This is a genomic window from Aeromonas sp. TS_SC_11 (assembly GCF_057318915.1).
On sequence record NZ_CM170470.1, the window covers coordinates 4,413,808 to 4,440,780 of the forward strand.

Sequence of the window (26,973 nt, forward strand, 5' to 3'; positions counted from 1 at the left end):
TACTCCCCAAAGCTCCCCCTGATGACAGCCATTTATGTGCGCCGGCTCACATCTCACTCCATCATGCACCCTCACAAATTTACAGAAGAAGCTTCTCTCTCCCGTCCAGACTGGTAGGGCCACAGTAATATGGCCGCAAGGGGGATACTGCTAACAGAATGATTTTATATGCAAAAACCCATTTTATTCGCTACTGGCACCCAACTCCTCGCTTTGAGATCCGGCTCACACCCGGGGTTTTACCGCACAATAATCCAGTCATTCGCACATTTGTCCGATAGGGTGGCTTGCTCACCGGCGCGATAATAGTGAGGTCAATTTTGTCTGCATGCCGTGTTGCACGACATGCCAACAGGCTCCCTCACGGGAGCGGGAGAGCGCAATGATCACCACACTGATCAACGAACATCTGATCAATCTCGATTTGAACGCAACGAGCAAGGAGGAGGTCTTCAGCGAGATGGCCCGCTTGCTGGTCGCGCAGGGCAAGGTCAGCGATGAGCAGCAGTTCATCAAGGACTTGTGGGCCCGGGAAGAGCTGGACAACACCGGCTTCGAGGAGGGCGTTGCCCTGCCCCACGCCAAGAGTGCGGCGGTGAGCACACCGGCGGTGGCCATCGGCATCAGCCGCAACGGCATCGAGTATGGCGCCGAGGATGGTAAGCCGTCCCAGCTGTTCTTCATGATTGCCTCCCCGGCCGGTGGCGCCAACCACCATATCGAGGTGCTGGCCGAGCTCTCCGCCAAGCTGATTGAAGAAGGTTTCATTGCCAAGTTGCTGGCTGCCAAGAGCTCGGCTGCCGCGCTGGCGCTGCTGCTGGAGCGCAAGGAGGAGCAAACCGCTGCCCCGACCACCAGCAAGGGCTTCATCATAGGTGTCACCGGTTGTCCGGCCGGCATCGCCCACACCTATCTGGCGGCAGAATCCCTGGAGCGTGCCGCCAAAGAGCTGGGTTACGAGGTGAAGGTGGAGACCAACGGCTCCATCGGCGTCAAGAACAGCCCGACCGCAGCCGAGATTGCCCGTGCCAGCGCCATCGTCGTCGCCTGTGACAAGCAGGTGGACATGGCTCGATTCAACGGCAAGCCGCTCATCAAGACTGGGGTGAAAGCCCCCATCAAGGATGGCAAGGGTCTCATTGAGCAAGCGCTGAAGGCGCCAGCCTATGTGGCAGGCAAAGAGGACAAGAAAGGAGAGGATAAGAGCACGGGCGGCAGTTCCGATCTCTATCGCTACCTGATGAACGGCGTCTCCCACATGATCCCATTCGTGGTGACCGGTGGTCTGCTGATCGCGCTGGCGCTGGCTATCGGCGGCAACCCGACCCCGAGCGGCATGCAGATCCCGGAAGGGAGCATGTGGAATCAGATCCTCAACGTGGGCGTGGCCGCCTTCACCCTGATGATCCCCATACTGGCGGGCTATATCGCCTACGCCATCGGTGACCGTCCGGCACTGGCCCCGGGCTTTATCGGCGGCTGGATCGCCAACAACGGCAGCTTCTACGGCGCCGACGCCGGGACCGGCTTTATCGGTGCCATCATAGCGGGCCTGCTGGTCGGTTATCTGGTGCGCTGGATTGCTACCCGTCACTACCACAAGATGGTGCAGCCGCTGGTGCCTATCCTGATCGCACCCATCGTCGGATCGCTCTTTATCGCTGCGGTCTTCATCTTCATCATTGGCGCCCCCATTGCCGACATGATGACGGGTCTGAACGCCATGCTGCTCTCCATGAGCGGTGGCAGTCTGGTGCTGCTGGGCATAGTGCTGGGGGGCATGGCCGGCTTTGACATGGGTGGCCCGGTCAACAAGGTGGCCTTCCTGTTCTCGGTGGGCATGATAGCCTCCGGTCAGACCCAGTTCATGGGAGCCATGGCCTGCGCCATCCCGGCCGCACCGCTCGGCATGTCGCTGGCGACCGTGCTCGGTCGCAAGCTGGGCATCTTCGATGCCTCTGAAATCGAAGCGGGCAAAGCCGCCGGTGCCATGGGCCTGGTGGGTATCTCTGAAGGGGCGATCCCGTTCGCCGCCCGTGACCCGCTCGCCGTCATCCCCGCCAACGTGCTGGGCAGCATGACAGCCGCGGTGATGGCCTTCCTGTTCGGCATCACCAACAGCGTGGCCCACGGTGGCCCCATCGTTGCCCTGCTGGGTGCGGTCAACAAGCCGCTGCTGGCGCTGCTCTGCATGATCTGTGGCGCCATCGTCACCGGCGTGGTGGCGGTTGCCCTGAAAAAACTGCGGGTGAAGAAAACCGACGAGGTAGGACTCGCCAAGGCGGCCTGATCACCTTCTTACTCCCATATGAAAAGAGGCCACCTGCGGGTGGCCTCTTTTATGGCGTCAGATATCCGCCAATACTGCTGACGATAGCCTGCTTACCCCATAGCACAACCTCACACCCCCAGCCCTGTCTGGCTGCCACTCTTCTCGTAGCATGACCCCGCCGTGGGCCGCCACTGTGTGATCCTCTTCACGCTTCATGGCCGGATCCCGTCAAACTAGGAAATTTTCCTAATGCCACTAGGGATGGCTCTCACGCCATTTGCGCCGCACCTCATTAAAGTCACGCTACCTGATGTAGTGACCCGACCCCCGCAGTGGCGCAGGTTCGGGCATGGGTTCAATCGACAGGGGAGCGAGGTGCACAGTCCAACCTCTTTCTGTTGTCCTTTCCGTGGCGTGACCTCTGACACCAACCAAAAAATGAGGGGCGCGGCGGAAATACCGTCTATCTCGCAGAGGATGAACGAAGATGTTGAAATTTCTCCAACAGGTCCGGGTGCCGACCCTGGAACTGCCGGTCGAAGCCCGGCGCAAGCTCTGGTTCAAGCCGTTTATGCAATCTTATCTGGTTGTATTTATTGGCTATCTGACCATGTACCTGATCCGCAAGAACTTCAACATTGCGCAGAACGACATGATCCAGGAGTACGGTCTCTCCATGACCGAGCTTGGCATGATTGGCCTTGGCTTCTCCATCACCTACGGGGTGGGCAAGACGGTCGTCTCCTACTATGCCGATGGCAAGAACACCAAGCAGTTCCTGCCGCTGATGCTGATCCTCTCCGCCCTGTGCATGCTGGGCTTCAGTGCCAGCATGGGCGGCACGGGTTTCAGCCTCTACTTCATGATCTTCTTCTATGCGCTGAGCGGCTTCTTCCAGAGCTGTGGTGGCTCCTGCAGCTACTCCACCATCACCAAATGGACACCTCGCAACAAGCGCGGCACCTACCTCGGTATGTGGAACCTCTCCCACAACGTGGGCGGTGCAGGTGCGGCCGGTGTGGCGCTGTTCGGTGCCAACTACCTGTTCGATGGCAATGTGCTCGGCATGTTCATCTTCCCGTCCATGATCGCGCTGGTGGTCGGCTTTATCGGCCTGCGTTTTGGCAGCGATTCACCAGAAGCCTATGGTCTGGGCAAGGTGGAAGAGCTGTTTGACGAAGTGGCCAGTGAAGAAGACATCGCCACCGAAGAGCAGAAGCTGACCAAGGGTCAGATCTTCGTGAAGTACGTGCTGATGAACAAGGTGATCTGGCTGCTCTGCTTTGCCAACATCTTCCTCTACGTGGTGCGCATCGGTATCGACCAGTGGTCCACCGTGTACGCTCACCAGGAGCTGGGCTTCTCCAAGGAGATCGCCATCCAGGGCTTCACCTTCTTCGAAGTAGGCGCCCTGGTCGGCACCCTGATGTGGGGCTACCTCTCGGATCTGGCGAACGGTCGTCGCGGTCTGGTGGCCTGTGTGGCACTGGCGCTGATTATCGCCACGCTGGGTCTCTACCAGCATGCCACCACCCAGTTCATGTTCCTGGGCTCCCTGTTCCTGCTGGGCTTCCTGGTGTTTGGTCCGCAACTGCTGATCGGCGTGGCCGCCGTGGGCTTTGTGCCCAAGCAGGGGATCAGCGTGGCCGATGGCGTCAAGGGCACCTTTGCCTACCTCATCGGTGACAGCTTCGCCAAACTGGGTCTGGGCATGATCGCCGATGGCACCCCCATCTTCGGTCTGACCGGCTGGGCCGGCACCTTCGCGGCGCTGGACATGGCCGCAGCCGCCTGTCTGGTGTTGATGGCCTGCGTGGCTGTGGCCGAGGAGCGCAAGATCCGCCGAATCAAGCGTGAACTGAAAGCCGCTACCCTGGCTACCCAATCCGTCTGAACCAACGCGCACTGAACGCCGCCGAGCTGGCGACCCAGTCAGCCTGAACCCGCGTTAACTGAATACAACCGGCCCCGCCTTCTGGCAGGGCCGGTTTTTTATTGCCACGCCCGCCGTCAGCAGATGAATCCAGATTCTCGCCATCCCTGTGCAAGCCAGCACCAGTGCGCCGCCAAGATCCCATTTTTGCCCCACGCCTTTGGCAAAAGCCGCCCCTTGGCGCTATCTTGTTGCCCCACCGCCATTTGCTTCGAGAACCGATGAAGATCCTCGCCGTCACCGCCTGCCCTACCGGCATAGCCCACACCTATATGGCCGCAGAGGCGCTGCAAAAAGCCGCCGACAAGCTGGGGCTGAAGATCAAGGTTGAAACCCAGGGCGCCATGGGACTGGAGAACATTCTCACAGCGCGGGACATTGCCAACGCCGACCTGGTGCTGATCGCCTCCGACATCGAGATAGAGCAGAAGGATCGCTTCCTTGGTTGCACGGTTCGCCAGGTATCGCTGGAATCCGTGCTGCTCAATGCCAGCGCCGTACTCAAAACCGCCACCGTCGGCGTCTGAATGCTCACCCGCGAGCTCACCTTCTTCTGCCGGCTGGGGCTGACCATCACCCAGGCCAAGCAGCTGAGTCGACTGGCCGGGCTGTTCAAATCCCATATCCAGCTTATCAATGTCACCCACCGCCAACGCGTGGAGGCGACCAGCCAGCTTTCCCTGCTCACCCTGGCTACCCAGCCCGGCGATCTCTGTCTGCTGCTTATCGAAGGGCTGGATGCGGAACTGGCCCACATGGCCTTCACCTGCTGGTGCGTGGAACTGGGCCAGCCCCTTGGCAGACCGGGGAGCGCCGCCCCGGCCGAGCAGCGCCTTGGCCTCGCCCAGCCCGACTACTGTTTTTCCCTCGCCCAGCTGGGGCACGCAGCGGCATCGCTGGACAAATCCCTGGCCCTGAGGGTGCTGGTCGATCTCTTGCCCGCCGAGCTGGTACGCGACAGACCAGCGCTTGAGCAGGCCATCGCCAAGCGTGAGCAGATCGCTGCCACCATCATACGGCCCGGCCTCGCCATGCCCCACGTGATCTGCCCCGCCATCCGCCAGCCCGCCCTCTCGCTGCTCAGTTGCGCCGAGCCCATCGAGTGGGGATCGGCGCTCGGGCCGGTACGGACCATCATATTGCTGGCAATCCCGGCCGGGCTCGCCCCCGAGCAATTGCGCCCCCTCACCCGGCTGGCCCGCGCCATGATGGACGAGGTGGTCAGCACGGCGCTCTTGCACGCAAGCTCGGCCCCCGCCCGTCAGGCCATCGTCATCGAAGGGCTGTTGAGTTAGGCGAACAAGCCCGACCATGCCCCATGGCGGCGGCCCCCTGTGATACACTCCGGCATCCCCTGTTTTTGGTATGCATGCGATGAAATCTGCCCGCCCCCGTCTCTCCCTCCAAGGCCGCACGACCGCCGCTGAGCGCACCCCACAAGATGACGCCAACCGGCCTGGTCTGACACGCTCACGGCCCGGCACCCGGCATGCACAGGCAGCTGAACAGGCCGGGCAGAAACCGCAGGTGGCACCCGCCGATCGCAAGTTGCTGCTCTTGAACAAGCCCTACATGGTGCTGTGCCAGTTCACCGACGAGGCGGGACGGGAGACCCTCAAGGATTACATCAAGGAGCCCGGCATCTATGCCGCCGGCAGGCTGGACCGCGACAGCGAGGGGCTCTTGCTGCTCACCAACGACGGCAAGTTGCAGGCTCGCCTCACCCAGCCCGGGGAGAAGACACCCAAGACTTACTGGGTGCAGGTGGAAGGCATACCGAGCGAAGAGAAACTGGCCGCCCTGCGCGCCGGGGTTGAACTCAACGACGGCATGACACTGCCCGCCGAGGCAAGGCTCATGGATGAGCCCGATGTGTGGCCACGCAATCCGCCGATACGGATGCGCAAGGAGATCCCCACCCGCTGGCTAGAGATCAAGATAGTAGAGGGGCGCAACCGTCAGGTGCGGCGCATGACGGCCCATATCGGCCACCCCACACTGCGCCTGATCCGCTACGCCATCGGCGACTGGACCTTGGGTAACTGGCAAGAAGACGGGCTGGCCCCCGGCGAAAGCCGCAGCCTGCCTGCCCCCGAGCTGGCACCGGTATCGCCAGCTCGTCCGCGCAAGCCTCAAACCAGCAGTAGCACCGCCAAACCTGCGGACGACAGACCACGCAGAACGGCCCAGTCCAGTCGGAAAAACCCGCCACGCAGCGCAGGCAAGCCAGCCATCGACCAGGCAGGCTCTCGTCCCCCTGCCGAGAGCAAGCCCCGTAGCAGCGGTCGCGGCACGGCCCGCCGTCCTGCCCGTCACACCACAGACAAGGAGTCATCATGATGGATCGCCCGCCGATGGAAGAGAGAATGCCGGCCAGATTGACGGTGGCGGCGCTGGTGCACTGGCAGGGTCGTTTCCTGCTGGTGGAAGAAGAGATCAAGGGCCAGCGCCGCTTCAACCAGCCCGCCGGCCATGTGGAACCGGGTGAAAACCTGATTGAAGCGGCCTGCCGCGAGCTCAAAGAAGAGACAGGACTGACCGCCACGCCCAGCGCCTGGCTCGGGGTCTATCTCTACAAACCGGCCGACAGCGAGGCCACCTTTGTGCGCACTGCCGTCATCTTCGACCTTGAAAAGGCGCCGGGTCAGCACCATCCAGAGGATCCTGACGGCGATGTGCTGGCCTGCCACTGGCTCACCCTGGAGGAGATAGCCGAGTGCAAACCGGCCCTGCGCAGCCCCCTGGTGTGGCAGTGCATTCAGGATTATCTGGGGGGCACCCGCTTGCCACTGTCGGCACTCAAGGCCTTTATCTGAGGTCGTTTGGCACCATTTTTTCATCATGGTGCCGACAAACAGAAAAACGATTTCCTGCCTTGCTACCCCTCAAGGGGAAGCGGACAGGGAGATGTGACCGAGGGCGCAAAACTCTGGTAGAATACGCCCCGTTTAAACGAACTGGTAACTTCGACTAATGACAGACAACAGCCAAATCAAGGTGATCGTCGGCATGTCCGGCGGCGTGGATTCTTCCGTCTCGGCCTACCTGCTCCAGCAGCAGGGTTATCAGGTCGAAGGCTTGTTCATGAAGAACTGGGAAGAAGACGACACGGACGAGTACTGCTCTGCCTCCCAGGATTTGGCTGATGCCAAGGCCGTCTGCGACAAGCTGGGTATGAAGCTGCATACCATCAACTTCGCTGCCGAGTACTGGGACAATGTGTTCGAGCACTTCCTGGAAGAGTACAAGGCAGGCCGCACACCGAACCCGGATATCCTGTGCAACAAGGAAATCAAGTTCAAGGCGTTCCTCGAATTTGCCGCCGAAGAGCTGGGTGCCACCTACATCGCCACCGGCCACTATGTGCGCCGTGACGACAGCACCGGCCACCCGCGCCTGCTGCGCGGTCTCGACAGCAACAAGGATCAGAGCTACTTCCTCTACACCCTGAGCGAAAAGCAGGTGGGTCAGAGCCTGTTCCCGGTGGGCGATCTGGAGAAGCCGGAGGTGCGCCGCATCGCCGAACAGCTGGATCTCATCACCGCCAAGAAGAAAGACTCCACCGGTATCTGCTTCATCGGTGAGCGCAAATTCAAGGACTTCCTGGCCAAGTTCCTGCCTGCCCAGCCCGGCCCCATCGAAACCGTGGACGGCAAGGTGATCGGCGAGCATCAGGGCTTGATGTACCACACTCTGGGTCAGCGCAAGGGACTCGGCATTGGTGGTCGCAAAGACGCCACCGAAGAGGCCTGGTACGTGGTGGACAAAGAGGTGGAGCGCAACACCCTGGTGGTGGCACAGGGCGAGCACCCGCGTCTCTACTCAGACGGCCTGATTGCCAGCCAGCTGCACTGGGTGGATCGCACCCCGATCCGCGCACCGCGTCGCTGCACCGTCAAGACACGCTATCGCCAGCAGGATATCCCCTGCCTCATTCAGCCCATCGATGACGAGACCATACGGGTCATCTTCGACGAGAAACAGGCAGCCGTGACTCCGGGTCAATCCGCCGTCTTTTATGACGGAGAAGTGTGCCTGGGCGGCGGCATCATCGAGCAGCGTTTCAGCCATCCGGTGTAAATCCTGACGGCGGTGACATCGATGATCGACAAATACCAGGGCTGAACCATGGCCTTTGCAAGCACGCTGAAACAGTGCGTCAGCCATGCGGTTTGGGCCAACAACAGAAGGCAGCGAACGTGAGCGACCAATTCCAAGGCCGGATCATGGCCTGCTGCGGCATCAGCCGGTGAACCAACATAACAGGGCTGTGAAACGATGAGCGACAAATTTCAAGACAGAACCATGGCCTTTGCCGGCATCTGCCAGGCGGCCTATCTGGTACAAAAAGTGGCCCGTGATGGCACTTGCGATGAAGCGTCCCTGCGCGAGAGCCTGCAAAGCGTGCTGGTGACCGATCCCAAGCAGCCGCTGGAGGTGTTTGGCAACCATCTGGCCATTCGCGATGGCTATCGCGCCCTGGTCGAGCAACTGGGATCCGACGGCAGCCAGAAAAATGCCGAGCTGACCCGTTACGTGGTGAGCCTGATTGCGCTGGAGCGCAAGCTGGCCAAGCGCAAGGACATTCTCAACATGCTGGGGGAGCGGATCAGCCAGATCGGCCGCCAGCAACAGCATTTCGATCTGCTCGACGAGCAGATCCTGGCCAACATGGCGAGCATCTACAGCGATCTCATCAGCCCCATAGGGCCGCGCATCCAGATAGCGGGTACCCCGCTGTTCCTGCAGCAGCCCCTGGTGCAGCACAAGGTGCGCGCCCTGCTGCTGGCAGGCATTCGTGCCTGCGTGCTGTGGCGCCAGCTTGGCGGCAGCCGTACCCAGATCATTTTCGCTCGCAAGAAAATGGTCGAACTGGCCAAACGTTTCTAAGAATCGGCTCGAGCTCCGTCGTGAGAGGCCGGAAGCAAGGTGAAGAGCAGCACAGGTACCGGAGTTTATGTCGATAAATGAGGATGCCGAGCAGCACATGAGCCTTGATAACGGTCTAGTAACAGGAGCGCGAGTTGATGAGAATCCCCCACACCAATCATCAGGAGTTCACCCCATGGAGCTGTCCGCGCTGACTGCTGTTTCCCCGATTGACGGTCGTTATGGCGACAAGGCCGATGCCCTGCGCCCTATCTTCTCCGAATTCGGTCTGCTGCGTTTTCGCGTCGAAGTTGAGGTGCGCTGGTTGCAAAAACTGGCCAGCCACGTCGGGATCCCGGAAGTCCCTGCCCTGAGCGCGGCTGCCAACGCCCTGCTCGACGGTATTGTCAGCAACTTCAACGAGAGTGACGCCGCCCGTATCAAACAGATAGAGCGCACCACCAACCATGATGTGAAAGCGGTGGAGTACTTCCTCAAAGAGAAGGTGGAAGTGAACCCTGAGCTGGCCGCCGTCAGCGAATTCATTCACTTCGCCTGCACCTCGGAAGACATCAACAACAACTCCCACGGCCTGATGCTGAAAACAGCCCGTGACGAGGTCATCAAGCCTTATTGCGAGAAGCTGATCAGCGAACTCAAGCGTCTGGCTCACGAGTACCGTGACATGCCGCTGCTGTCGCGCACCCACGGTCAGCCGGCCACACCGAGCACCATGGGCAAGGAGATGGCCAACGTCGCCTATCGCCTGGAGCGCCAGTTCAAGCAGATCATGGCGGTGGAGATCCTCGGCAAGATCAACGGTGCCGTGGGCAACTACAACGCCCACGTCAGCGCCTACCCGGAAGTGGACTGGCACCAGTTCTCCGAGGAGTTCGTCACCTCCCTGGGCCTGAACTGGAACCCCTACACTACCCAGATCGAGCCCCACGACTATATTGCCGAGCTGTTCGACGCCATGGCCCGCTTCAACACCATCCTTATCGACTTCGATCGCGATGTGTGGGGTTATATCTCCCTGGGTCACTTCAAGCAGCGCACTGTGGCAGGCGAAATCGGCTCCTCCACCATGCCGCACAAGGTCAACCCCATCGACTTCGAGAACTCCGAAGGCAATCTGGGTCTGGCCAACGCCGTGTTCCAGCACCTGGCCTCCAAGCTGCCCATCTCCCGCTGGCAGCGAGACCTCACCGACTCGACCGTGCTGCGCAACCTGGGTGTGGCCGTCGGTTACTCCCTGATTGCCTATCAGGCGACCCTGAAGGGGATCTCCAAGCTGGAAGCCAACGCCGGTGCCATGGCCGCCGATCTGGATGCCAACTGGGAAGTGCTGGCCGAGCCGATCCAGACTGTGATGCGTCGCTACGGCATCGAGAAGCCCTACGAGAAGCTCAAAGAACTGACCCGTGGTCGCCGCGTCGATGCCGAAGGCATGCGTACCTTTATCGACACCCTCGAGCTCCCCGAGCACGTGAAAGTCGAGCTGAAGAAGCTGACCCCGGCCAACTATATCGGTCAGGCCCAGCGTCTGGTGGATCTGCTGAAATAAGCCGATAACCTGATACATCAGGGGCCCTGTGCACATTGCGCAACAGGGCCCCTGTTATTTTTGACGGCCATACGTTTTGCCATACAAGAGGCCTTGCCCAAGGCCCGCAGCCATCTTGGGCAAGACCTTTCCTGACTCTTTCTGATCTTTTGACGAGAAGCACTATGTACGAACTCAATCTGGATATCGCTCACTTCCTCGAGCACTACTGGCAGAAACGCCCCCTCCTTATAAAAGGCGGCTTCACCGACTTTCAGGATCCCATCAGCCCCGACGAGCTGGCGGGTCTGGCCATGGAAGAGGTCATCGAATCCCGTCTGGTGACCCGCTTCGACGGCAAGTGGGAAGCGGCTCACGGTCCCTTCGAATCTTACGATCACCTGGGGGAAGAGAACTGGACTGTGCTGGTGCAGGCTTGCAACCACTGGGCCCCCGAGGTGCATGAGCTGGCACTGCCGTTCCAGTTCATTCCGGGCTGGCGCTTTGACGATGTGATGGTGAGCTTCTCCACCCCTCATGGTGGTGTCGGCCCCCACATCGACAACTACGACGTCTTCATCACCCAGGGCCAGGGCAAGCGTCACTGGCGAGTAGGCGATGCCAAGCCTCTCAACGAGTTTGCCGCCCACGCCGCCCTGCTGCATTGCGAGCCGTTCGAGGCGATCATCGACGTCATCATGGAGCCGGGCGACATCCTCTACATTCCGCCCGGATTCCCTCACGAAGGCTACGCCATCGAACCCTCCATGAATTTCTCGGTAGGCTTCCGCGCGCCGGATGCCAAGGCACTCATCTCCTCCTTTGCCGATCACCTGATCGACAACGAAATGCGTACCGAGCGCTACGGCGATGGGGATCTCAAGCCTCGCGTCCGTCACGGCGAGATCCAGCCCCATGAGCTGCACCGCCTGCGCGAACTTATGCAGCAGGCTCTGGACGACGAGACCCTGTTCAAGGAGTGGTTCGGCGCCATGATCTCCGAGGCCAAGCACGATCTGGACGTCAGCCCCATGGAACCTGACTACAGCGCCGAGGAAGTGGCCGACCTGCTGACCCAGGGCGAACCCGCCATCAAGGTGCCGGGCCTGCGCTCTGTCTGGTTCAGCGGCGAGAGCCGTACCTGCTACATCGACGGCGAAGCCTGGACCCTGCCGAGCGACGATGCGGCCGCCATCTCCCTGTTGTGTGACAAAGACATCATCACCCAGGCCGACATGGTGGAACTGGCCGATCAGGCCGGCTTCTTGCAACTGCTGACCCGTCTGGTCAACCGCGGCTACTGGTTCTTCAGCTAATCTGGCTGACAAAGACGAATAAGGCGCATTGATGGCGCCTTTCTTATTGCAGGAAGTTGATTCCCCCTTATTTGCAGCATGGACCCGTGTCATGGTGACTACTCATGTCAAGCGATGGACAAGGGTATCATCCGCTACTTCGGAATAAATGCATTCTTGTAGAAGGATCTGAATCCATTATCCGGCACCTGAAACTCAACCCCATTGTGCAATGACAATGAGGCATCGCCAGTCTTATTCATAATTGCGCCATAGCGCGCATAACCACTTTTGCCATCGTGATACATAAAGTCCATCCGCGAAACCAGATCATTGGTTTTCTTGAACAACCTGCCGACAATCGGCGAGTCTGAGGACATGGGATTATTGATGGTCCGCAGTAATTTCATACTGGTATAATCACCATCGTCATCCTGGGTCAGCAGATAATGGTAGCGAGTCTCGGGAGCCTGCAGACCACCTAACCGATAGATCAAATTCACGTTAGTACCGAGTGCCAGTGCATTAAGGCCTGATGTTATCGGTGCATTGCGCTGACCGACAAAGTCAGATATTATCCTGCGAGCTACACCACCTTTCACTTGATAGATATGTCGGGTAGTAAAGATAAGGAACATGGTCTCATCAAGGTCATTGATGGCAACCACATCCAGCGGATATTCTTGCCATTCTAGATTTAATTGACTCGTCAGTTCATTGCTACTTGTCGGGGCATCTTCCAGATGAGACGTCAAGAAGGCGCGTGAAAAGCTTGAGTTGTTACTCAGCACCACAAATATTGCAGCGCGACTATTATTGCTTGCCTGACTCTCAACGGCATGTAAGCAGGTCTGCAAATCACTCCCCGGCCACCAGTTACTGATTGGTGTTGTGGCTCCCGCAGTGAAGAAATTCGATATATTTCCGTAACCTGGCTTCTGAATATTGGCAAAATTATAAATCTTGCCATTTCTTGGAGAGGTTACCAATGCCCCTGGCTGAGTATAAATCGGGTTATCATGATCAGCGATACTTGGGACGTAATCCCAATCGGTATTCATGGTCTTTGCATCAAATGTGCATACCATAGTTCGCTTCCAGTAACTGGATACCCGGCAAATATATGCACCAAGGTCTTCATACTCAAGCCCCCGCGGTTTAATATATTCATTGGTATATCTCGCGATCGGGGTAGGTTTGATATCTTCTTTTTTTAGTAACGTGTAGAGCCACTGGGCGATGGCTACTACTATGCCTATCACCGCAATAATAATCCCCAAGGGGCCGGCAATGGCAAGCCCCATAAAAGAGGCAATGGCGACGCCCAACGCCACTGTGGCGACCAGCATGTTGATTGCCGCAAATATAATATCCCCAATATCCCCGCCCTCGACAGCCTGATATAGGTTATACGCTGCCAAGGCCGCCCCCAGCGCAGCCAATCCAACAAAACATATATTGATAACCCGAGCGATATTTTGAGTGGCGAGAAACATCTTGCTGGCTATCTGCCGCTCTATCACATTCGTGAGATGCTCGCCTTTGGCTGCAAGGTTGCTCAAAAACTGACTGAATTTCCCCATATTAATGGCTATGCTATTTATGATTCCTTCACCATTGCCATAAATAAACATGGTCACTTTATCAAGGAACCGACCGAGCTGGATCACATTCAGTACCGTATCAAAAAGGGCCGCCCCCAACTCCATCAAAGGAACAGGGTTGCTCCATTCCTCCCGCTCGGTCGCCGTCAACCAGGTAAAGTTGCCTACTCCCAGCAACAAGGTGAACACGGAAAGAAATGAATCTGTGGAGAAGGCAGCGGGAGCCACACCGGAGAAGGCTGTGGGAGCCATACTACCCGTCGCCCCTGCCAGACTGGGGTACTTATTAAGAATACGCCGCTGGGCATCCCCATCCTGCAAGGTGCTCGTTCTCAAGCTCATATTATTCAGTTCATTCCAGAAGCTATCCGGACTATTTTGGTTGAAGAAATTGTTCCAGAAGGTGCGCTGAGTACCGCTTTCATTTCTCAGCAAGGTCACCACATCATCGAAATTTCTCCTGTTGGCCAGGACTGTGTATTTCTCGCTTTGGTGACCCCAACTCATGTTCATGGCAAACCCGCTGTAAACAGAACCCGCCATGGTGCGTTCAAATGTTTTCAGCTCATCCTCGGTGATGCGACGACCGGATGAAATATTGAGTGCCCTTACTTTATTGATGGTGTTATACACTTTCCACATCGCTTTTTCAAACGATGAGCCCGATCCCAGATACTCCTGAACTTTAAAAGAACTGATAAGTTCGTCTAGCACCTCATTATTGGAGTAGTGTTCGATAAGTTGACGAGCCCAACTTTCCCCCCCTGCTTTGTAGGTGGTTAACTTTCCATTTTGACAATAATGGGTGGCGACTGAGTATAGCTGATCGATAATCTCTTTAAATTGCGCCCCCTTTTCTGCTTGCTTAATATTCGCATTTACCTTCACCATATCCCAAGAGTTATACAGCTTCCGGTCAGCCACAGTGACATTAGTTTGCTTGCTATATGAGTGTTGCAACAAGCCACTTACATATTCAACCATGTTGTCAGTAAAATAGCGTCGATTGCTGGTGAAAATGGCGTTAACCGAGTTGATGCCATCACTCATTGTCAGCACCTTATCATTAGGCTTCATGCCAGCGCCCAAGTCTGCACTTAATGTGCCGTTCTGATACTGGAATTCGAACTTCATTAACTCTTGAAACATCACCTGGGCAAGATATTGAGCTTCATCAGTTTCTTGTGCAAAGTTGACCCGATTCGAATCAACGGTGGGCTGGTTAGACGCCATCACGTAAAAGTCGATCTCATCCAGTTCAGCGAAAGTGCCACTATTCAGGATAGAAATGGCGGCCTTCACGGGGGCAGGAAAAACGCTGCTCGCCGCCAAGCCAAGCAATGACATGGAAGAGAAAGTGAGGAAGTCGCGACGACCCTGTGAAACTTCACGATGAATAATCTCTGACAGTTTTTTCATATAATATATCTCTATCCGTGCTCTATGGTTTTCCAGATTGCTCAGTTTCTTCATACAATAGCCAGGTAGGTCATATCATAATGACTGAGCATATGAGTATTTTTAGGATGACAGGTAAAAATAGGTGACCACATCAGCATAATGAATACGTAAGTAACAACTACACTACTGATATTTATAAAAAAAAATAAAATATAGATAATTAAAGCTACAGCAATCCAGCCACGCATCCTTGTTTGTATATTTTACAACCTACCTTCACATTCTCATTTGAGTCAAACATCAATAATGAGGTCAAACCAAAAAATGCTACCCGTTAGACAAAAACAGACTTTATTGCGGGAAAATTTGTAACAAGATATTGCGAAGGAAAAACCGCTTGAAAACAGGACTCCCCCCCAGGTCCGGTATTGGGTCAACGCTGCGGCATTGCGTGAAAAATCAGCGTAGCGTTTCCCCGAGACCAAAGGCTCCTGGGCACGCCTTCACCCATCCGGTTGCAAGGACGCTGAGCTCAGCCTCTGATGACAATGAAGGGGAAGGAAAAGGAAGAGAGGAAGCCAGATATAAAGAAGAAAGATTGCGTGCCCTGTCTTGATAACAAAACGGCAGCCTGAAGGCTGCCGTTCTTTGCTCATTGTTCTTCGGGGATCTCGTCAAACAGGGGGTGGTAGAGCACTTCGCCGGCCATGCCCGCCAGGCCACCTTCCTGCAGCTCCATCGCCAGAAAACAGTCGGCGGGAACTTCATAGATGCAGTGCAGACCGAACTCGCTGGCGGGACGAAAACCGAAGCGACCGTAGTAGGTCGGATCGCCGAGCACCACCACCGCCTTCCAGTCCATCTCCAGCGCCGTATCCAGCCCCTCACGCACCAGATCCGAGCCGATACCCTGCCCCTGCCAGTCCGGATGGACGGCAACAGGCGCCAGACCGAGCCAGGGCCCTTCCATGCCGTTAATGGTGATCGGGCTCAGCATCAGGTGCCCCATGAACTCGTACTCTTCCTCTTCGACCATGGTCACCACGGCAGCGCCACATTCGCGCAGGCGGTTGACCAGTTCGGCCTCATCGGAACGGCCAAAGGCGGCGCTCACCAGTTCATAGACCGGCAGCATGTCGCCGGGGCGCTCGGTTCTCAGCATACAGCGTTACTCCTCGTACAGCAGAGCGGGCATTATTCCACAAAGTGCCGGTCGGCCTGAGCACCTTTGTCCAGAAATGGGAGGGTGGGCTCAAGAAAGCGAGCCGCAAGCAGCCGCAGTACCCCTTGCAAGGCCACCGGCGTCATGGCCGTGATGGCCTCACCGTAGGCCGCGAACAGCTCGGCATCGTCCTGTTCCAGCCGTGCCAAAGCAAGCTCGGGCCCCTGATGCCAGCGCCCGGCCAGCTCATCGATGAGCTCTGGCAGCTCCACCAGCAGCCAGAGCTGATGATAACGCCCCGCGACCGAAGCCCCATCACGCCCCCCTGCCGCGGGCAGCCCTGTGTGGCGCACCATCTTGTCAATCCAGTCGAGCCGCTGTTGCCGCTGCGTGCGGGTGAGCAGAACGGGCCCCTGGCGCAGCAGGCTGGTCAGTTGCAGCAGGCAGGCAAGCCCCTGCTCGTCTCTGTCTTTTAGCAGCAAGCCACCCAGCAGATGCAACTGCTCGGGTTCGACCTGCTCCAGCTGACTGAGCGGATGGCACACAATGTCGAGCAGGGCCCCATCATAGGGTGCTGCACCGGGCAAGGTGGGTATGCACTTGTCATCCAGAAACAGGGTGAGCTGCAACGAGCCGTCATGACCCGACCCGGCCAGTGCATCGGCACCATGCAAAATAGCCACGGCCACCCGCTCGTTCGCCAGCCAGGGCGCCAGTTGCTGCATCACCGGCTCGGGCAGGGGGATGGCCCTGTCCAGTCGCCAATAGCTCACCTCGCACGGCTGCTGGGCAGTTCGGGCGCGCAGCCCGCGATAGTGCATGCCGAGTTTGGCCATCACCCGACCGGAGGCGAGGTTGCCCGGCATGTGACGGGCGGTCAACGCCGGCAGTTGCAAGGTGTCGAACGCAAATGACTTGACCAGCTGCGCAGCCCGGGTAGCCAGCCCCCGGTTCTGCCAGGGGACGCCGACCCACCAGGCCAGCTCGCCGTTCCAGTGCAGCGAAATCACCCCGACCAGCGGGGCCACTTCAGCCCCCTGCGGCAGCGTCATGGCCCAGCTCCAGCCAAGCCCCAGCGCGCCCTTGCGCCCACTGCTGGCGAGCCAGTCACGGGCGCCTTCCGGTGGGTAAGGGTGAGGAATATTGAGGGTATAGCGGGAGAGCGCCTCATCGCTGCAGTAGCGCACCACCTCGGCCTCGTCGTCGGCCAGCAATGGCCGCAACACCAGGGGGCAGCCAGAGGGTGACGCCAGACCGGATTCACGCAGCAGGGGCACGGCCAAGCGGCGGGCAAGCAGGCGCTTGAGCACGGCGCCCATGTCGTCATCCGCGGTCAGCACCAGATCAGCCCCGAGCGGCCCCAGGGTGAGCAGGCCGCTCTCCTTGGCCAGGGTCAGCAGAGAGGGGGACGCACTGATCAGGATCTGACGGCTGGGGTCGAGATGAGGATCCGCGCTCAGATCGCCATCGAGCCAGGCCGCCAGCAGCCCGCTGGCGGACAAGATGTCATCAGGGGGGCAGCCAGACCAGAGGTCAGCCCCCTGCCCCAGATGGGGTGCGCTCTCTTTGCACAACAGCAGTTTCCAGCAATGACCCTGCTGCTGCCAGGCTTGCAGCACAGGAGACCAATGGGGTTGCCACAGCGCCCGCTCGATCAGCAGCTCCATCAGCTTGCCTGACAGGCTGCAGGCAGGCTCAGGTGGCGGGGATGGGCCTCAATGCGGGCGATCCAGGCCCGGATGGCAGGCCAGCCCTGCAAGGAGAAGATCCCCTCCTCCGCCACATGGGTGTAGGCATAGAGAGCCATGTCGGCGATGGTCGGTGCCTCGCCGCACAGGTAGGGACTCTGTTTCAACTGCTGCTCCATCACCGCCAACGCCTGCTCGCCACCGGCCTTGAGGCCATCGAGCCGTGCCTCCTGAGATTCCGGCCGCCCCAGATAGTGGACGATGAAGCGCGCCACGGCTATGTAGGGCTCGTGGCTGTATTGCTCGAAGAACAGCCACTTGAGCACCTCGGCCTGCTGGCGGGGATCCGCCGGCCAGAGCGTGGAGCCCTGCGCCAGATAGAAGAGGATGGCGTTGGATTCCGCCAACGTATCCCCTTCATCGATGGCCAGCACGGGGATCTTGCCGTTGGGATTCATGGCCAGAAAGGCCGGGGTTTGGGTATCACCGGCCTGTATATCCACCGGTACCCAGGTCAGAGGCAGCTCGAGCCAACGGGCCAGCAGCCACACCTTGTAACAGTTGCCGGATCTCAGGTCGCCATACAGACGCATACAGACTCCTTGTCAGCGCAGGAGATTGAACGGGATAAAACAGACTCTCAGGGTGCCAGCCGCTCTATGTGCCAGCCATTCACCTCGCGGGTGTAGTAGAAGCGATCGTGCAGGCGATGCTCGCCCCCCTGCCAGAACTCTACCGTGTCGATCACCACCCGATAGCCGCCCCAGAAGCTCGGCAGCGGCACTTCGCCATTGGCAAACTTCTGCTTGAGCTCGAGGAACTTGGCCTCCAGCACGCCGCGGGCCGAGATGCGGGTCGACTGCTTGGAGACCCAGGCAGCTATCTGACTATCCTTGGGGCGACTATGGAAGTACTTCATCACCTCGAAGGTGCTCATCTTCTCCACCCGGCCGGTGACGTGCACCTGGCGGTCCAGAGTGTGCCAGGGGAAGAGCAGACTGATGCGGGGATTGCCTTCCAGCTGGTGTGCCTTGCGGCTGCCCATGTTGGTGTAGAACACCATGCCCTGGGCATCGTAGTGCTTGAGCAGCACGGTGCGCTGCCAGGGTTGCCCCTCGGCATCCACGGTCGCCACCACCATGGCGGTGGGATCGGTCAACTTGGCCTCGCAGGCCTGGGCCAGCCACTTCTCGAACAGGGCCAGGGGGTCGGCCGGCAGATCGGCCCGGTGCAATCCGCCCCGGGTGTATTCACGGCGCAGATCAGCCACATCCATCATCTTGATTTTCCTTCTCTCTTTTTGCCGCCGATGCGGCCATGCGTGCTGGCATTGTGCGACGAGCACGCCATGGGTACAAGCCTCGGGGCGGTCAAATGCCAGCGCCAAAAAAGAAAGGGAGGCTTGCGCCTCCCCTTTTCTGCCCACACCCGGCTGCGGGCTTATTGCTTGCCGGCAGCCGGTGGACAATGGGCCAGCATGCGCTGGTTATACTCGGCCGCATAGGCCCTCAGCCTGGCCTGAGCCTCTTCCTGACCGGGTCTGATGACATCTCCCAGTCCATCGAGGTAGCGCACGCCACAACGCGCCTTGGCCGCTTCCTGCTCACTTGCCGCAATACCGGGCGCCACTTCGCCGCGCCCGGCCCGCACTATCAGCCGGTAATCCTGCCTGGCAAGGCTGGCGCTGACCGTCTGCTCCAGGGTGTCGGCATCCGCCTGACACCCGCCAAGCAGGGTAAGCAGCAGCAAGCCGGTGGCTCTCATGCCCGCCTCCTTTGCCAGCCGAACAGAGCCAGCGCCAGTGCCCAGAAGCCAAGAGAACCACCGCCACCACCACCCGAGCTGCCGCCACTTTGCGCGACCGGCAACTTGAGCGGGCTGATGGCGAAGAAGATATTGTCGCTACAGGCCACCTTCAGCCTGACGCTGCTGGTGAGGTTGGTCGGCAGAGTCACGGTGGCCGAACCACTGTTGGGCTGGCTGCTAGCCAGGGTCGACCAGTTTGCCCCTTCATCCTGAGTCACGAACAGGTCTACCTTGCTGCAGTTGATAGGCGCAGCATGGGTGCCAGCCACATCCCAACTGACGGCCTGGCTGGCCCCCGGCGTCACCGTCACGCCCAACGGACTGGTCAGGCGGAAGGCGCTGCCGGTGTTGACCACCTGCACCTTCATATCATCGCTGGCGACGCCGCCCTGGCCATCACGCACAGTGAGCCGGAAGTTGAGCTCCCGGTTGGTGGTGGGCCAGGTCTCGCCCTTGGCCAAGGTACCGGTCAGCAAGGAGGGCAGGCTTGGCAGGATCCGCTCTGGCGAGCTGGTGGGTGAGACGAACCGGAACAGCGGGCGGGTACCATCGTCGATCATGTCGAGGGTACTGCTGGACTCTGTGCCCAGATCGATCTGCTCCCAGGTGTAGGTCAGGGGATCCTTGTCCAGATCCGCCCCTGCCCCTCTGAGCACAAAAGGGACATTGGCAGGAATGGCGTAATTGGCACCCGCTGCGGCCTGAGGTGAGTTGTTGCTGAGGCTCAGTGTGGTACCACAGGTCGGCACAGTGGCCATGTGCGCCCGCATCTGCTCGATGGATTTGCTGTGGAAATAGGGGTCACTGTGGGGCTGGATATTCTCGTCATCACAGATACCGGCATAGGCCATGATGGAAGTGCCGCTGCCCGGTTCAAACGCCTGCTCGGCGACCCGGTTGCCCCCGCCACAACTTTTGGTAGTGCCGTTGAAGGTGTGGTCGGCACCGAACTGGTGGCCGATTTCGTGTGCCACATAGTCGATAAAGAAGGCATCTCCCACAGGGTTGGATGAGCCTGTCATGCCGTCCGATTTGGTGGCAGTACAGAGCACCCCCAATCCGGCCAGACCACCACCGCCGGTGTTGACCACATGACCTATGTCGAATGGCCCCAGCGCTCCGCTAGGCAAGGTCTGCGCAGTAGCCTGTACCTGGCCGTTGACATCGACATCCGTGTCGTCATTGCTGAACGGATCGCTCGCCGGATCGGTAAAGATGATGGCGTCATTGCCGCTGGCCAGCTGGAACTCTGCCCCCACGTCGCGCTGATATACCTCGTTCACCCGGTTGAGCAGGGTGGCAATCGCCCCCATGGTCAGCACCTTGGAGCCACCGTGGAACTGGGTATACTCTCCGGCTGCCGAGATGGCGATGGTATAGCGCTTGCGCTCGTTGCCATCCACCTGCACCTTGCGGGCCAGGGTGTTGGCGTCACGGCCGATCACCTTGTCGGCCTCCTCTTCCAACCGGCTGTAGGCATCCTGTTGGTAGTAGACGGCATAGCCTTCGGCATTGGGCAGCGGATCGACGAACACCATCTTGCCCTGATGGCTGAACATGGCGTGGAAGCCCTGCGGACCAAGATCGAAACGGCCCGTCTCTACCGGCGCAGCCGGATTATGACCCTTGAACGTCAGGATATCGGGATACTTGACGGCAAGATCGGCGGGCAACAGGTCATAGGCCTGCAGCGCGAAGGTCACTTCCCCCCCGTCAGGCAGGGGCAAGGTCAGCTGGCGTCCCCCGGCCTGCAGTCCGGCAAAGTAATCGAGGGGCACCTTGGCCACTCGAAACTGGTTCGCCCGCACTTCATAACCGTCAGTCACCGTGGCGCGCGCCGCCACTGTGCTCCACTCATTGGCCGCAAGGCCACCAGAGCTCATCAGACTGGCCACAACCAGCGCCAGGGGCGAATATTTCATCAACTGCATCTTTTTAGTCCTTTTAAATGCACTCAGCTGAACAACCACCGGCATCATTTTCCTGCTGGTCCGATTAGTCCAGCGCCATCGTCTGTACATTCCCCGAATGGGGAGTGTTGCGCCAACCCTGTCTAACCCCTATCATTGCGCGGATTTATCAGTTTTAGAACCGCGCTCGATAGGGAGGCGGTTCATCTTTATCTGGCCAAGGTTAATCTCATGCTCAAGTCCCCACTGTTGCCCCGTTCCGGGGATCTGGTCGTTGCCATAGTTGACGATGTATTAGGCCAGGGTCTCACCCTGGACAGAGCCTATGCACGTCACTTCTCCGGCATCGAAATCAAGCCACAAGAACAGGCAAGGATTGCCCTGGTCACCGGCGACCTGCTGCGTCGCCTCAGCCTCTACTGCGCCCTGACCGGTATTCAGGTGCGTCAGGCCGAAAAAAACGTCTGGCCACTGCTGCACAGTTGGCACGCCTTCCACAAGATAGTTCAGTCCAACCACCCGACCCTGGATCGCTTCAACGAAGAGGCATTCCGTCGCCGCCTGACAGAAGCGAAGAAAAATCCGGTGCTGATGGATGGTTGCCCTGCCTGGCTGGAAAAGCTGGGCAGCGAGCAGTTGGGCGAAGCCTGGCCTGCAGAGCGCGCCGCCCTGGCCTGGATGCCCAAGCGTTACCTGAGGGTCAACACCCTCAAATGCACGCGGGAGCAGCTGCAAGCCGCGCTGGCCAAGGAGCAGGTCAACACCATTCCGGTTGAAGGGGTCGCTACCGCCCTGCAGGTCACCTCTGATGCCGCCCTGTTTCGTACCAAGGCGTTTGCCGACGGCTGGTTCGAGCAGCAGGACGCAGGCTCCCAGCTGGTTGCAGCGGCGCTGGAAGTCACCCCTGGCATGCGAGTCATCGATGCCTGCGCCGGTGCCGGCGGCAAGACCCTGCACATCGCTGCCATGATGGAAGGCAAGGGCCGTCTGCTGGCAATGGATGTGGAAGAGTGGAAGCTGGAAAACCTCAAGCAGCGCGCCCGCCGTGCCGGTGCCCACAACGTGGAAACCCGCGTCATCGAGAGCAGCAAGACTGTCAAGCGCCTCAAAGGCACCGCCGATCGCGTACTGCTGGACGTGCCCTGCTCCGGTCTTGGCGTGCTCAAGCGCAATCCGGATGCCAAATGGCGCGACACCGCCGAGCGACTGCCGGTGCTGGTTGCCTTGCAAGAGGAGATACTGCAGCGTTATAGCCAGATGGTGAAGGTGGGGGGTCTGCTGGTCTATGCAACCTGCTCCATCCTGCCCCAGGAGAACCGTCAGCAAGTAGACAAATTCCTGGCTGCCAACGACAACTATCGTCTGCGGGATGACCACACAGTCAGCCCGTCAGCGACCGGCTTTGACGGCTTCTATATGGCTCGCATCGAGCGCATCAGCTGATCCTGTCTGCCGTGATAAAAAAAGGGGAGCCATTGGCTCCCCTTTTTGCATGATGCAGATGCGACCTTATTCGGCAGCAACGTCATCCTGCTTGTGCTTGGCGGCAGTTTCCTTGATCAGGGTCTGCAGCTCGCCGGCCTGGAACATCTCGATCAGGATATCGCAGCCACCGACCAGCTCACCCTCTACCCACAGTTGCGGGAAGGTGGGCCAGTTGGCGAACTTCGGCAACTCGGCACGGATGTCCGGATTTTGCAGTATGTCGACATAAGCAAACGGCTCGCCACAGGACATCAGAGCCTGGGAGGCCTGGGCAGAGAAACCGCAGCTGGGTAGCTTGGGGGAACCCTTCATGTACAGGATGATGGGATTGTCAGCCAGCTGCTGTTTGATCTTTTCAATAGTTTCCATAGGTGCCTCACTAGAGCGATTTCGGCGGCCATTCTACTGCAATCCTTGCAGACCACAAACTGACAAACCGTCCTGGATGCAAGAAGTGATGAATCAATACGCCGTAGCTTGATCCGGATCATGGCGAGAATCAAGAGTTGTTAGCCCATCTTTGATGCTGGTACAATCGACGGGCTTTGGGCCATCTGGCCCCATCATTTCAAGAACAATTCTTTTCAAAATAGAAAAGAGTACGCAATGTCTTGCAACCGTCGCCTTCGCACGGCCAGCCAATGGAGAGTAGAAAATGGCTTTCGAACTTCCCGCTCTGCCCTACGCAATCAATGCCCTGGAACCGCACATCTCCCAGGAAACTCTGGAATATCATCACGGCAAGCACCACAACACCTACGTGGTCAACCTGAACAACCTGGTGCCAGGTACCGAGTTTGAAGGCAAGTCTCTGGAAGAGATCATCAAGACCTCCACTGGCGGCATCTTCAACAACGCCGCCCAGATCTGGAACCACACCTTCTACTGGCATTGCCTCTCCCCGAACGGTGGCAACGAGCCGACCGGCGCCCTGGCTGATGCCATCAACAAGGCGTTTGGCTCCTTCGCCGAGTTCAAGGATGCCTTCACCAAGTCTGCCATCGGCAACTTCGGTTCCAGCTGGACTTGGCTGGTGAAGAAAGCCGACGGCTCCCTGGCCATCGTCAACACTTCCAACGCCGGTTGCCCGCTGACCGAAGCCGGTACTACGCCGCTGCTGACCGTCGACCTGTGGGAACACGCCTACTACATCGATTTCCGCAACCTGCGTCCGAAGTACATGGAAACCTTCTGGACCCTGGTGAACTGGGAATTCGTGGCCAAGAACCTGGCTGCCTGATAGCCGCTTCTTGCCAAAACGCCCCGCACTGCGGGGCGTTTTTTTATGGCAGAAATGAGCCGGCAGCGGATATGAAAAAGGCGCCCGAAGGCGCCTGTTATCGACAGCCAGTGGCATCACTGGTCTATCTCGTCCAGATAGTCATCCAGATTGGCATCGTCGGCTTTCTCCGCCGGCGTCTGCTTGAACTCGGTCTGACGACCGGTCACTTTGTTCTGGTTGTGCTGCAGATAGAAATCCTTGGTCAGGGCATAAGGATCGAGCGCGTTGTCGATGATCCTCTCCTGATCGATCAGCTTGGATCGGGTACCCAATCCATCCAGCATCCAGTGGGTGACTCGCAGCGGCAGCGTCAACAGGGCATAGGGGAAGTAGATGGTATCTATGGTATCCCCCACCAGCTTGCGCGTCGTGGTAGGTCCGTAGACGGGCACCATCAGATAGGCACCATCGCCGATGTCGGCACGACCCAGCACTGTATTGAGTTCCAGCTTGTCGCGTTCGAGCCCGGCATGCTTGGCCACATCGAAGATACCCAGCAAACCGATAGTGGTGTTGAGGGTAAAGCGGCCGAGGTTGGTCCCCGCGCCTTGCAAGTCACCGGTGATCAGGTGGTTGACCATGCTGCTCGGCTCGTTGAAGTTCTCAACCAGGTTCTCGATGCCATCCTTCATGCCTTGCGGAATATAGCGGGCATAGCCATGCACCACGGGGCGGGCCACATAGGGCTCCAGCACATCGTAGTTGACCACCCACATGGCCCGGTTTGCCCCCTGGAAGGGATCGCGGCCATCGCTGGCAGTACTGGTCGCCTCGGGCCGACCCGATGCTTCATTGAGATCAAGACTCTCGGGGCCCGGCTTGGGTGGGCCACCCGCACAGCCTCCCAACAACAATGCCGCCATCAATGCCACTGAACGCACATACATATGGAAGTCCTAGTTTCTTATTGTGATTAATCCGAATTATAGGCACCCGCCCCATAGAGGGGCGGGGCAAAGGGGTATTAGAGGGCGTGATCGATACGGATGTCAATCGGCGCTGAAGGAATCGCATCCGTCGGGATAGATGTCGATACCCCTTCGAACGCCCCTTCCTTGTTCATCACGTTGCCGCCGCGAGAAAGCCGTGCCTTGAACTGCAGTTGCGGATAGGCGGAAAGCTTGCTGCCCTCCATCATGGCATCACCATCCCCCAGGGAAAGGGTGACAGGCAAAGTGGGTCCTGCGATGCGCTTCACGGCAATGGGCATGGGCGGTCCATTGGGCACCACGGCAAAAACGAACAGATGAGCATCTTCCGGCATCTGAATGCCGGCAGCCAGGGTGACATGGATCGGAAACTCCCCTTTCTTCACCTCCAGCTGTTGCCCCTGCTCATCACTCTTGTTGGCTGCACCAGGGGTCGTCACCGCTATGCCACGCTGTTTCAACTGCTGCTCGGCATAGTCGATGGAGCGCTCCACCATGGCGTAGCGGGTCGAACCCTTCTCCATCAGCGGCAGCATCTCGCGCCAGCGCATCAGCGCTGTCTTGAAGTCCTCTTTTTGCAGCGCCATGAAGGCATAGACGGAGCGGGCCTCTATGTTGGCCGGATCCAGCGCAATGGCGCTACGCAGCAGCCCATCGGCCTGGGCGTCATCCCCAGTCATCATCAGCGCCTGGGCGTAGGGCACGGCTACCATGGTCTTCTGCGGAGCCAGATCATAGGCGCGCTCAAGGGCCTCGCGGGCCATGTCAGGATCATTGCCATCCAGCGACAAACGACCCAGCAGCAGCCAGCCACGGTAATCATTCGGCTCGTCTTTAAGACGGGTACGCAACGCCAGCATGAAGTCCAGCAGGTCCTGCTCGGTCACCTGGGCATCCCGTTCGACCAGAATGCGGTTGCTCAGCTCACCCAGTCGACTGCTGGCATCCTGCCAGCGCTGGACTTCCTGCCAGGCACCCAGCTTGTAATAGAGACCCAGACTCACCAGCACCAGCACCAGCACACCCGGGATCCAGATCAAACTCTTGCCGCCACGGGCGCTCTGCTCCACATCGGGGATGTCATCCAGCAGGCTGCGTTGCAGCTCGACCAGGGATTCCGGCTCCTCCGACAATATTCCTTGCTCGCGCTCTTCGCCGATTTCCAGCAAACGCTGACGATAAAGCTGCTTGTTGAGAGCCGAACGGCTGATGCTCTGCTTGCCCTCTCCACGCCACAGCGGCATCGCCAGAGTCAGACTCACCAACACCAGCAAGGCCGCGATCACAATCAAAAATGCGGTCATTGTTTCTCTTCCTCTTTGAGCAGGGCAGCCAGACGTTCCTGCTCCTGTGCGCTCAGGGCGCCATCCGCCTGTTTGGCCATGACGGGACGACGGCGACTGCGCACCACCACAGTGACGGCGCCAATGACGATGACCAACAGCGGGCCGAGCCAGAGGATCAGGGTCGACGCCATCAGCGGCGGATTATACAAAATGAAGTTGCCGTAGCGGGCGACCATGTAGTCCACCACTTCCTGCTTCTCCTTGCCCTCACGTACCATCTGGTAGGTCTTGTCCCGCAAGTCCTTGGCAAGCCCTGCATTGGAATCGGCGATGTCCTGGTTCTGACACTTGGGGCAGCGCAACTCGCGGGTCAGCTCGCGAAAAGTCTGCTCTTGCGCGGGAGTGTCAAAGGTATAGACATCAATCGCAGCCAGAGCCGGTCCTGCGCCACCCAATCCCGCCAGCAACAGCAGGGAGGCAATCAGTGTTTTCATCAGGCGCCTTC

23 protein-coding genes are annotated in these 26,973 nt (G+C 58.8%); 12 read left to right on the top strand and 11 right to left on the bottom strand.

Annotation, left to right across the window (positions count from 1 at the left end):
• Positions 1 to 382 precede the first annotated feature (382 nt).
• The 10 genes from AC1P02_RS20375 (at position 383) to AC1P02_RS20420 (ending at position 11,936) form a co-directional block, all read left to right on the top strand.
• Entirely contained in the window at positions 383 to 2,290 is a 1,908-nt protein-coding gene (locus AC1P02_RS20375) for a fructose-specific PTS transporter subunit EIIC (RefSeq protein WP_485183157.1), read from the top strand.
• Between the two features lie 469 nt (positions 2,291 to 2,759).
• A complete protein-coding gene (gene uhpT / locus AC1P02_RS20380; protein WP_059113923.1) occupies positions 2,760 to 4,166 on the top strand; it encodes a hexose-6-phosphate:phosphate antiporter in 1,407 nt (468 codons plus the stop codon).
• 260 nt (positions 4,167 to 4,426) lie between these two features.
• Entirely contained in the window at positions 4,427 to 4,732 is a 306-nt protein-coding gene (locus AC1P02_RS20385; protein ID WP_059113924.1) for a PTS fructose transporter subunit IIB, read from the top strand.
• The gene (locus AC1P02_RS20390) at positions 4,733 to 5,500 is read left to right on the top strand and encodes a PTS sugar transporter subunit IIA (RefSeq protein ID WP_485183160.1); all 768 of its coding nucleotides are present in this window, start codon (positions 4,733 to 4,735) and stop codon (positions 5,498 to 5,500) included.
• A gap of 79 nt (positions 5,501 to 5,579) precedes the next feature.
• Positions 5,580 to 6,545 (top strand): pseudouridine synthase, encoded by a 966-nt coding sequence (locus AC1P02_RS20395; RefSeq protein ID WP_485183162.1) that lies wholly within the window; start codon positions 5,580 to 5,582, stop codon positions 6,543 to 6,545.
• The gene (locus tag AC1P02_RS20400) at positions 6,542 to 7,021 is read left to right on the top strand and encodes an NUDIX hydrolase (protein ID WP_034524276.1); all 480 of its coding nucleotides are present in this window, start codon (positions 6,542 to 6,544) and stop codon (positions 7,019 to 7,021) included. Before AC1P02_RS20395 ends, AC1P02_RS20400 begins: the two co-directional genes overlap by 4 nt.
• A gap of 157 nt (positions 7,022 to 7,178) precedes the next feature.
• A complete protein-coding gene (gene mnmA / locus AC1P02_RS20405) occupies positions 7,179 to 8,285 on the top strand; it encodes a tRNA 2-thiouridine(34) synthase MnmA (protein WP_005319178.1) in 1,107 nt (368 codons plus the stop codon).
• 198 nt (positions 8,286 to 8,483) lie between these two features.
• Complete coding sequence (gene hflD / locus AC1P02_RS20410) at positions 8,484 to 9,095, top strand: high frequency lysogenization protein HflD (protein ID WP_017412872.1); 612 nt, start codon at positions 8,484 to 8,486, stop codon at positions 9,093 to 9,095.
• 175 nt (positions 9,096 to 9,270) lie between these two features.
• A complete protein-coding gene (purB, locus tag AC1P02_RS20415) occupies positions 9,271 to 10,641 on the top strand; it encodes an adenylosuccinate lyase (RefSeq protein WP_021140595.1) in 1,371 nt (456 codons plus the stop codon).
• Positions 10,642 to 10,805: 164 nt separating this feature from the next.
• Positions 10,806 to 11,936 carry a ribosomal protein uL16 3-hydroxylase gene (locus AC1P02_RS20420; protein ID WP_485183165.1) on the top strand — a complete coding sequence of 377 codons (1,131 nt, stop codon included), beginning with the start codon at positions 10,806 to 10,808 and terminating at the stop codon, positions 11,934 to 11,936.
• A 134-nt stretch (positions 11,937 to 12,070) separates the two neighbouring features.
• Here the strand turns inward: AC1P02_RS20420 and AC1P02_RS20425 are convergent, their stop codons facing one another.
• The 7 genes from AC1P02_RS20425 to AC1P02_RS20455 all read right to left on the bottom strand — a co-directional run bounded on the left by AC1P02_RS20425 (position 12,071) and on the right by AC1P02_RS20455 (position 21,507).
• Complete coding sequence (locus AC1P02_RS20425; RefSeq protein ID WP_485183166.1) at positions 12,071 to 14,938, bottom strand: hypothetical protein; 2,868 nt, start codon at positions 14,936 to 14,938, stop codon at positions 12,071 to 12,073.
• A gap of 634 nt (positions 14,939 to 15,572) precedes the next feature.
• Entirely contained in the window at positions 15,573 to 16,082 is a 510-nt protein-coding gene (locus AC1P02_RS20430; RefSeq protein ID WP_005319210.1) for a GNAT family N-acetyltransferase, read from the bottom strand.
• Positions 16,083 to 16,114: 32 nt separating this feature from the next.
• Positions 16,115 to 17,749, bottom strand: a complete 1,635-nt coding sequence (locus tag AC1P02_RS20435; protein WP_485183168.1) for a GNAT family N-acetyltransferase — start codon at positions 17,747 to 17,749, stop codon at positions 16,115 to 16,117.
• Positions 17,749 to 18,363, bottom strand: a complete 615-nt coding sequence (locus tag AC1P02_RS20440; RefSeq protein ID WP_087755286.1) for a glutathione S-transferase family protein — start codon at positions 18,361 to 18,363, stop codon at positions 17,749 to 17,751. The genes AC1P02_RS20435 and AC1P02_RS20440 overlap by 1 nt, the downstream gene beginning before the upstream one ends.
• 47 nt (positions 18,364 to 18,410) lie before the next feature.
• Positions 18,411 to 19,049, bottom strand: coding sequence for a pyridoxamine 5'-phosphate oxidase (gene pdxH / locus AC1P02_RS20445; RefSeq protein ID WP_219592767.1), 639 nt, complete (start codon positions 19,047 to 19,049; stop codon positions 18,411 to 18,413).
• 161 nt (positions 19,050 to 19,210) lie between these two features.
• Positions 19,211 to 19,534: a hypothetical protein gene (locus tag AC1P02_RS20450; protein WP_099993944.1), complete on the bottom strand. Its 324-nt coding sequence runs from the start codon at positions 19,532 to 19,534 to the stop codon at positions 19,211 to 19,213.
• Positions 19,531 to 21,507 carry a reprolysin-like metallopeptidase gene (locus tag AC1P02_RS20455; RefSeq protein WP_485183171.1) on the bottom strand — a complete coding sequence of 659 codons (1,977 nt, stop codon included), beginning with the start codon at positions 21,505 to 21,507 and terminating at the stop codon, positions 19,531 to 19,533. Before AC1P02_RS20455 ends, AC1P02_RS20450 begins: the two co-directional genes overlap by 4 nt.
• Before the next feature lie 210 nt (positions 21,508 to 21,717).
• On the opposite strand from AC1P02_RS20455, the gene AC1P02_RS20460 reads away from it, so the two are divergent.
• Positions 21,718 to 22,929, top strand: coding sequence for an RsmB/NOP family class I SAM-dependent RNA methyltransferase (locus AC1P02_RS20460; RefSeq protein WP_058395689.1), 1,212 nt, complete (start codon positions 21,718 to 21,720; stop codon positions 22,927 to 22,929).
• 66 nt (positions 22,930 to 22,995) lie between these two features.
• Here the strand turns inward: AC1P02_RS20460 and AC1P02_RS20465 are convergent, their stop codons facing one another.
• Positions 22,996 to 23,340 carry a Grx4 family monothiol glutaredoxin gene (locus AC1P02_RS20465; protein WP_005319230.1) on the bottom strand — a complete coding sequence of 115 codons (345 nt, stop codon included), beginning with the start codon at positions 23,338 to 23,340 and terminating at the stop codon, positions 22,996 to 22,998.
• A gap of 286 nt (positions 23,341 to 23,626) precedes the next feature.
• On the opposite strand from AC1P02_RS20465, the gene sodB reads away from it, so the two are divergent.
• A complete protein-coding gene (gene sodB, locus AC1P02_RS20470; RefSeq protein ID WP_005319233.1) occupies positions 23,627 to 24,211 on the top strand; it encodes a superoxide dismutase [Fe] in 585 nt (194 codons plus the stop codon).
• 116 nt (positions 24,212 to 24,327) lie between these two features.
• Here sodB and AC1P02_RS20475 read toward each other — a convergent pair whose 3' ends face one another.
• From AC1P02_RS20475 to AC1P02_RS20485, 3 genes are all read right to left on the bottom strand, one after another.
• Entirely contained in the window at positions 24,328 to 25,140 is an 813-nt protein-coding gene (locus tag AC1P02_RS20475) for an MlaA family lipoprotein (RefSeq protein ID WP_485183174.1), read from the bottom strand.
• Between the two features lie 77 nt (positions 25,141 to 25,217).
• A complete protein-coding gene (ccmI, locus tag AC1P02_RS20480; protein ID WP_485183176.1) occupies positions 25,218 to 26,486 on the bottom strand; it encodes a c-type cytochrome biogenesis protein CcmI in 1,269 nt (422 codons plus the stop codon).
• Positions 26,483 to 26,962 (bottom strand): cytochrome c-type biogenesis protein, encoded by a 480-nt coding sequence (locus AC1P02_RS20485; protein WP_058395685.1) that lies wholly within the window; start codon positions 26,960 to 26,962, stop codon positions 26,483 to 26,485. Before AC1P02_RS20485 ends, ccmI begins: the two co-directional genes overlap by 4 nt.
• Positions 26,963 to 26,973 lie beyond the last annotated feature (11 nt).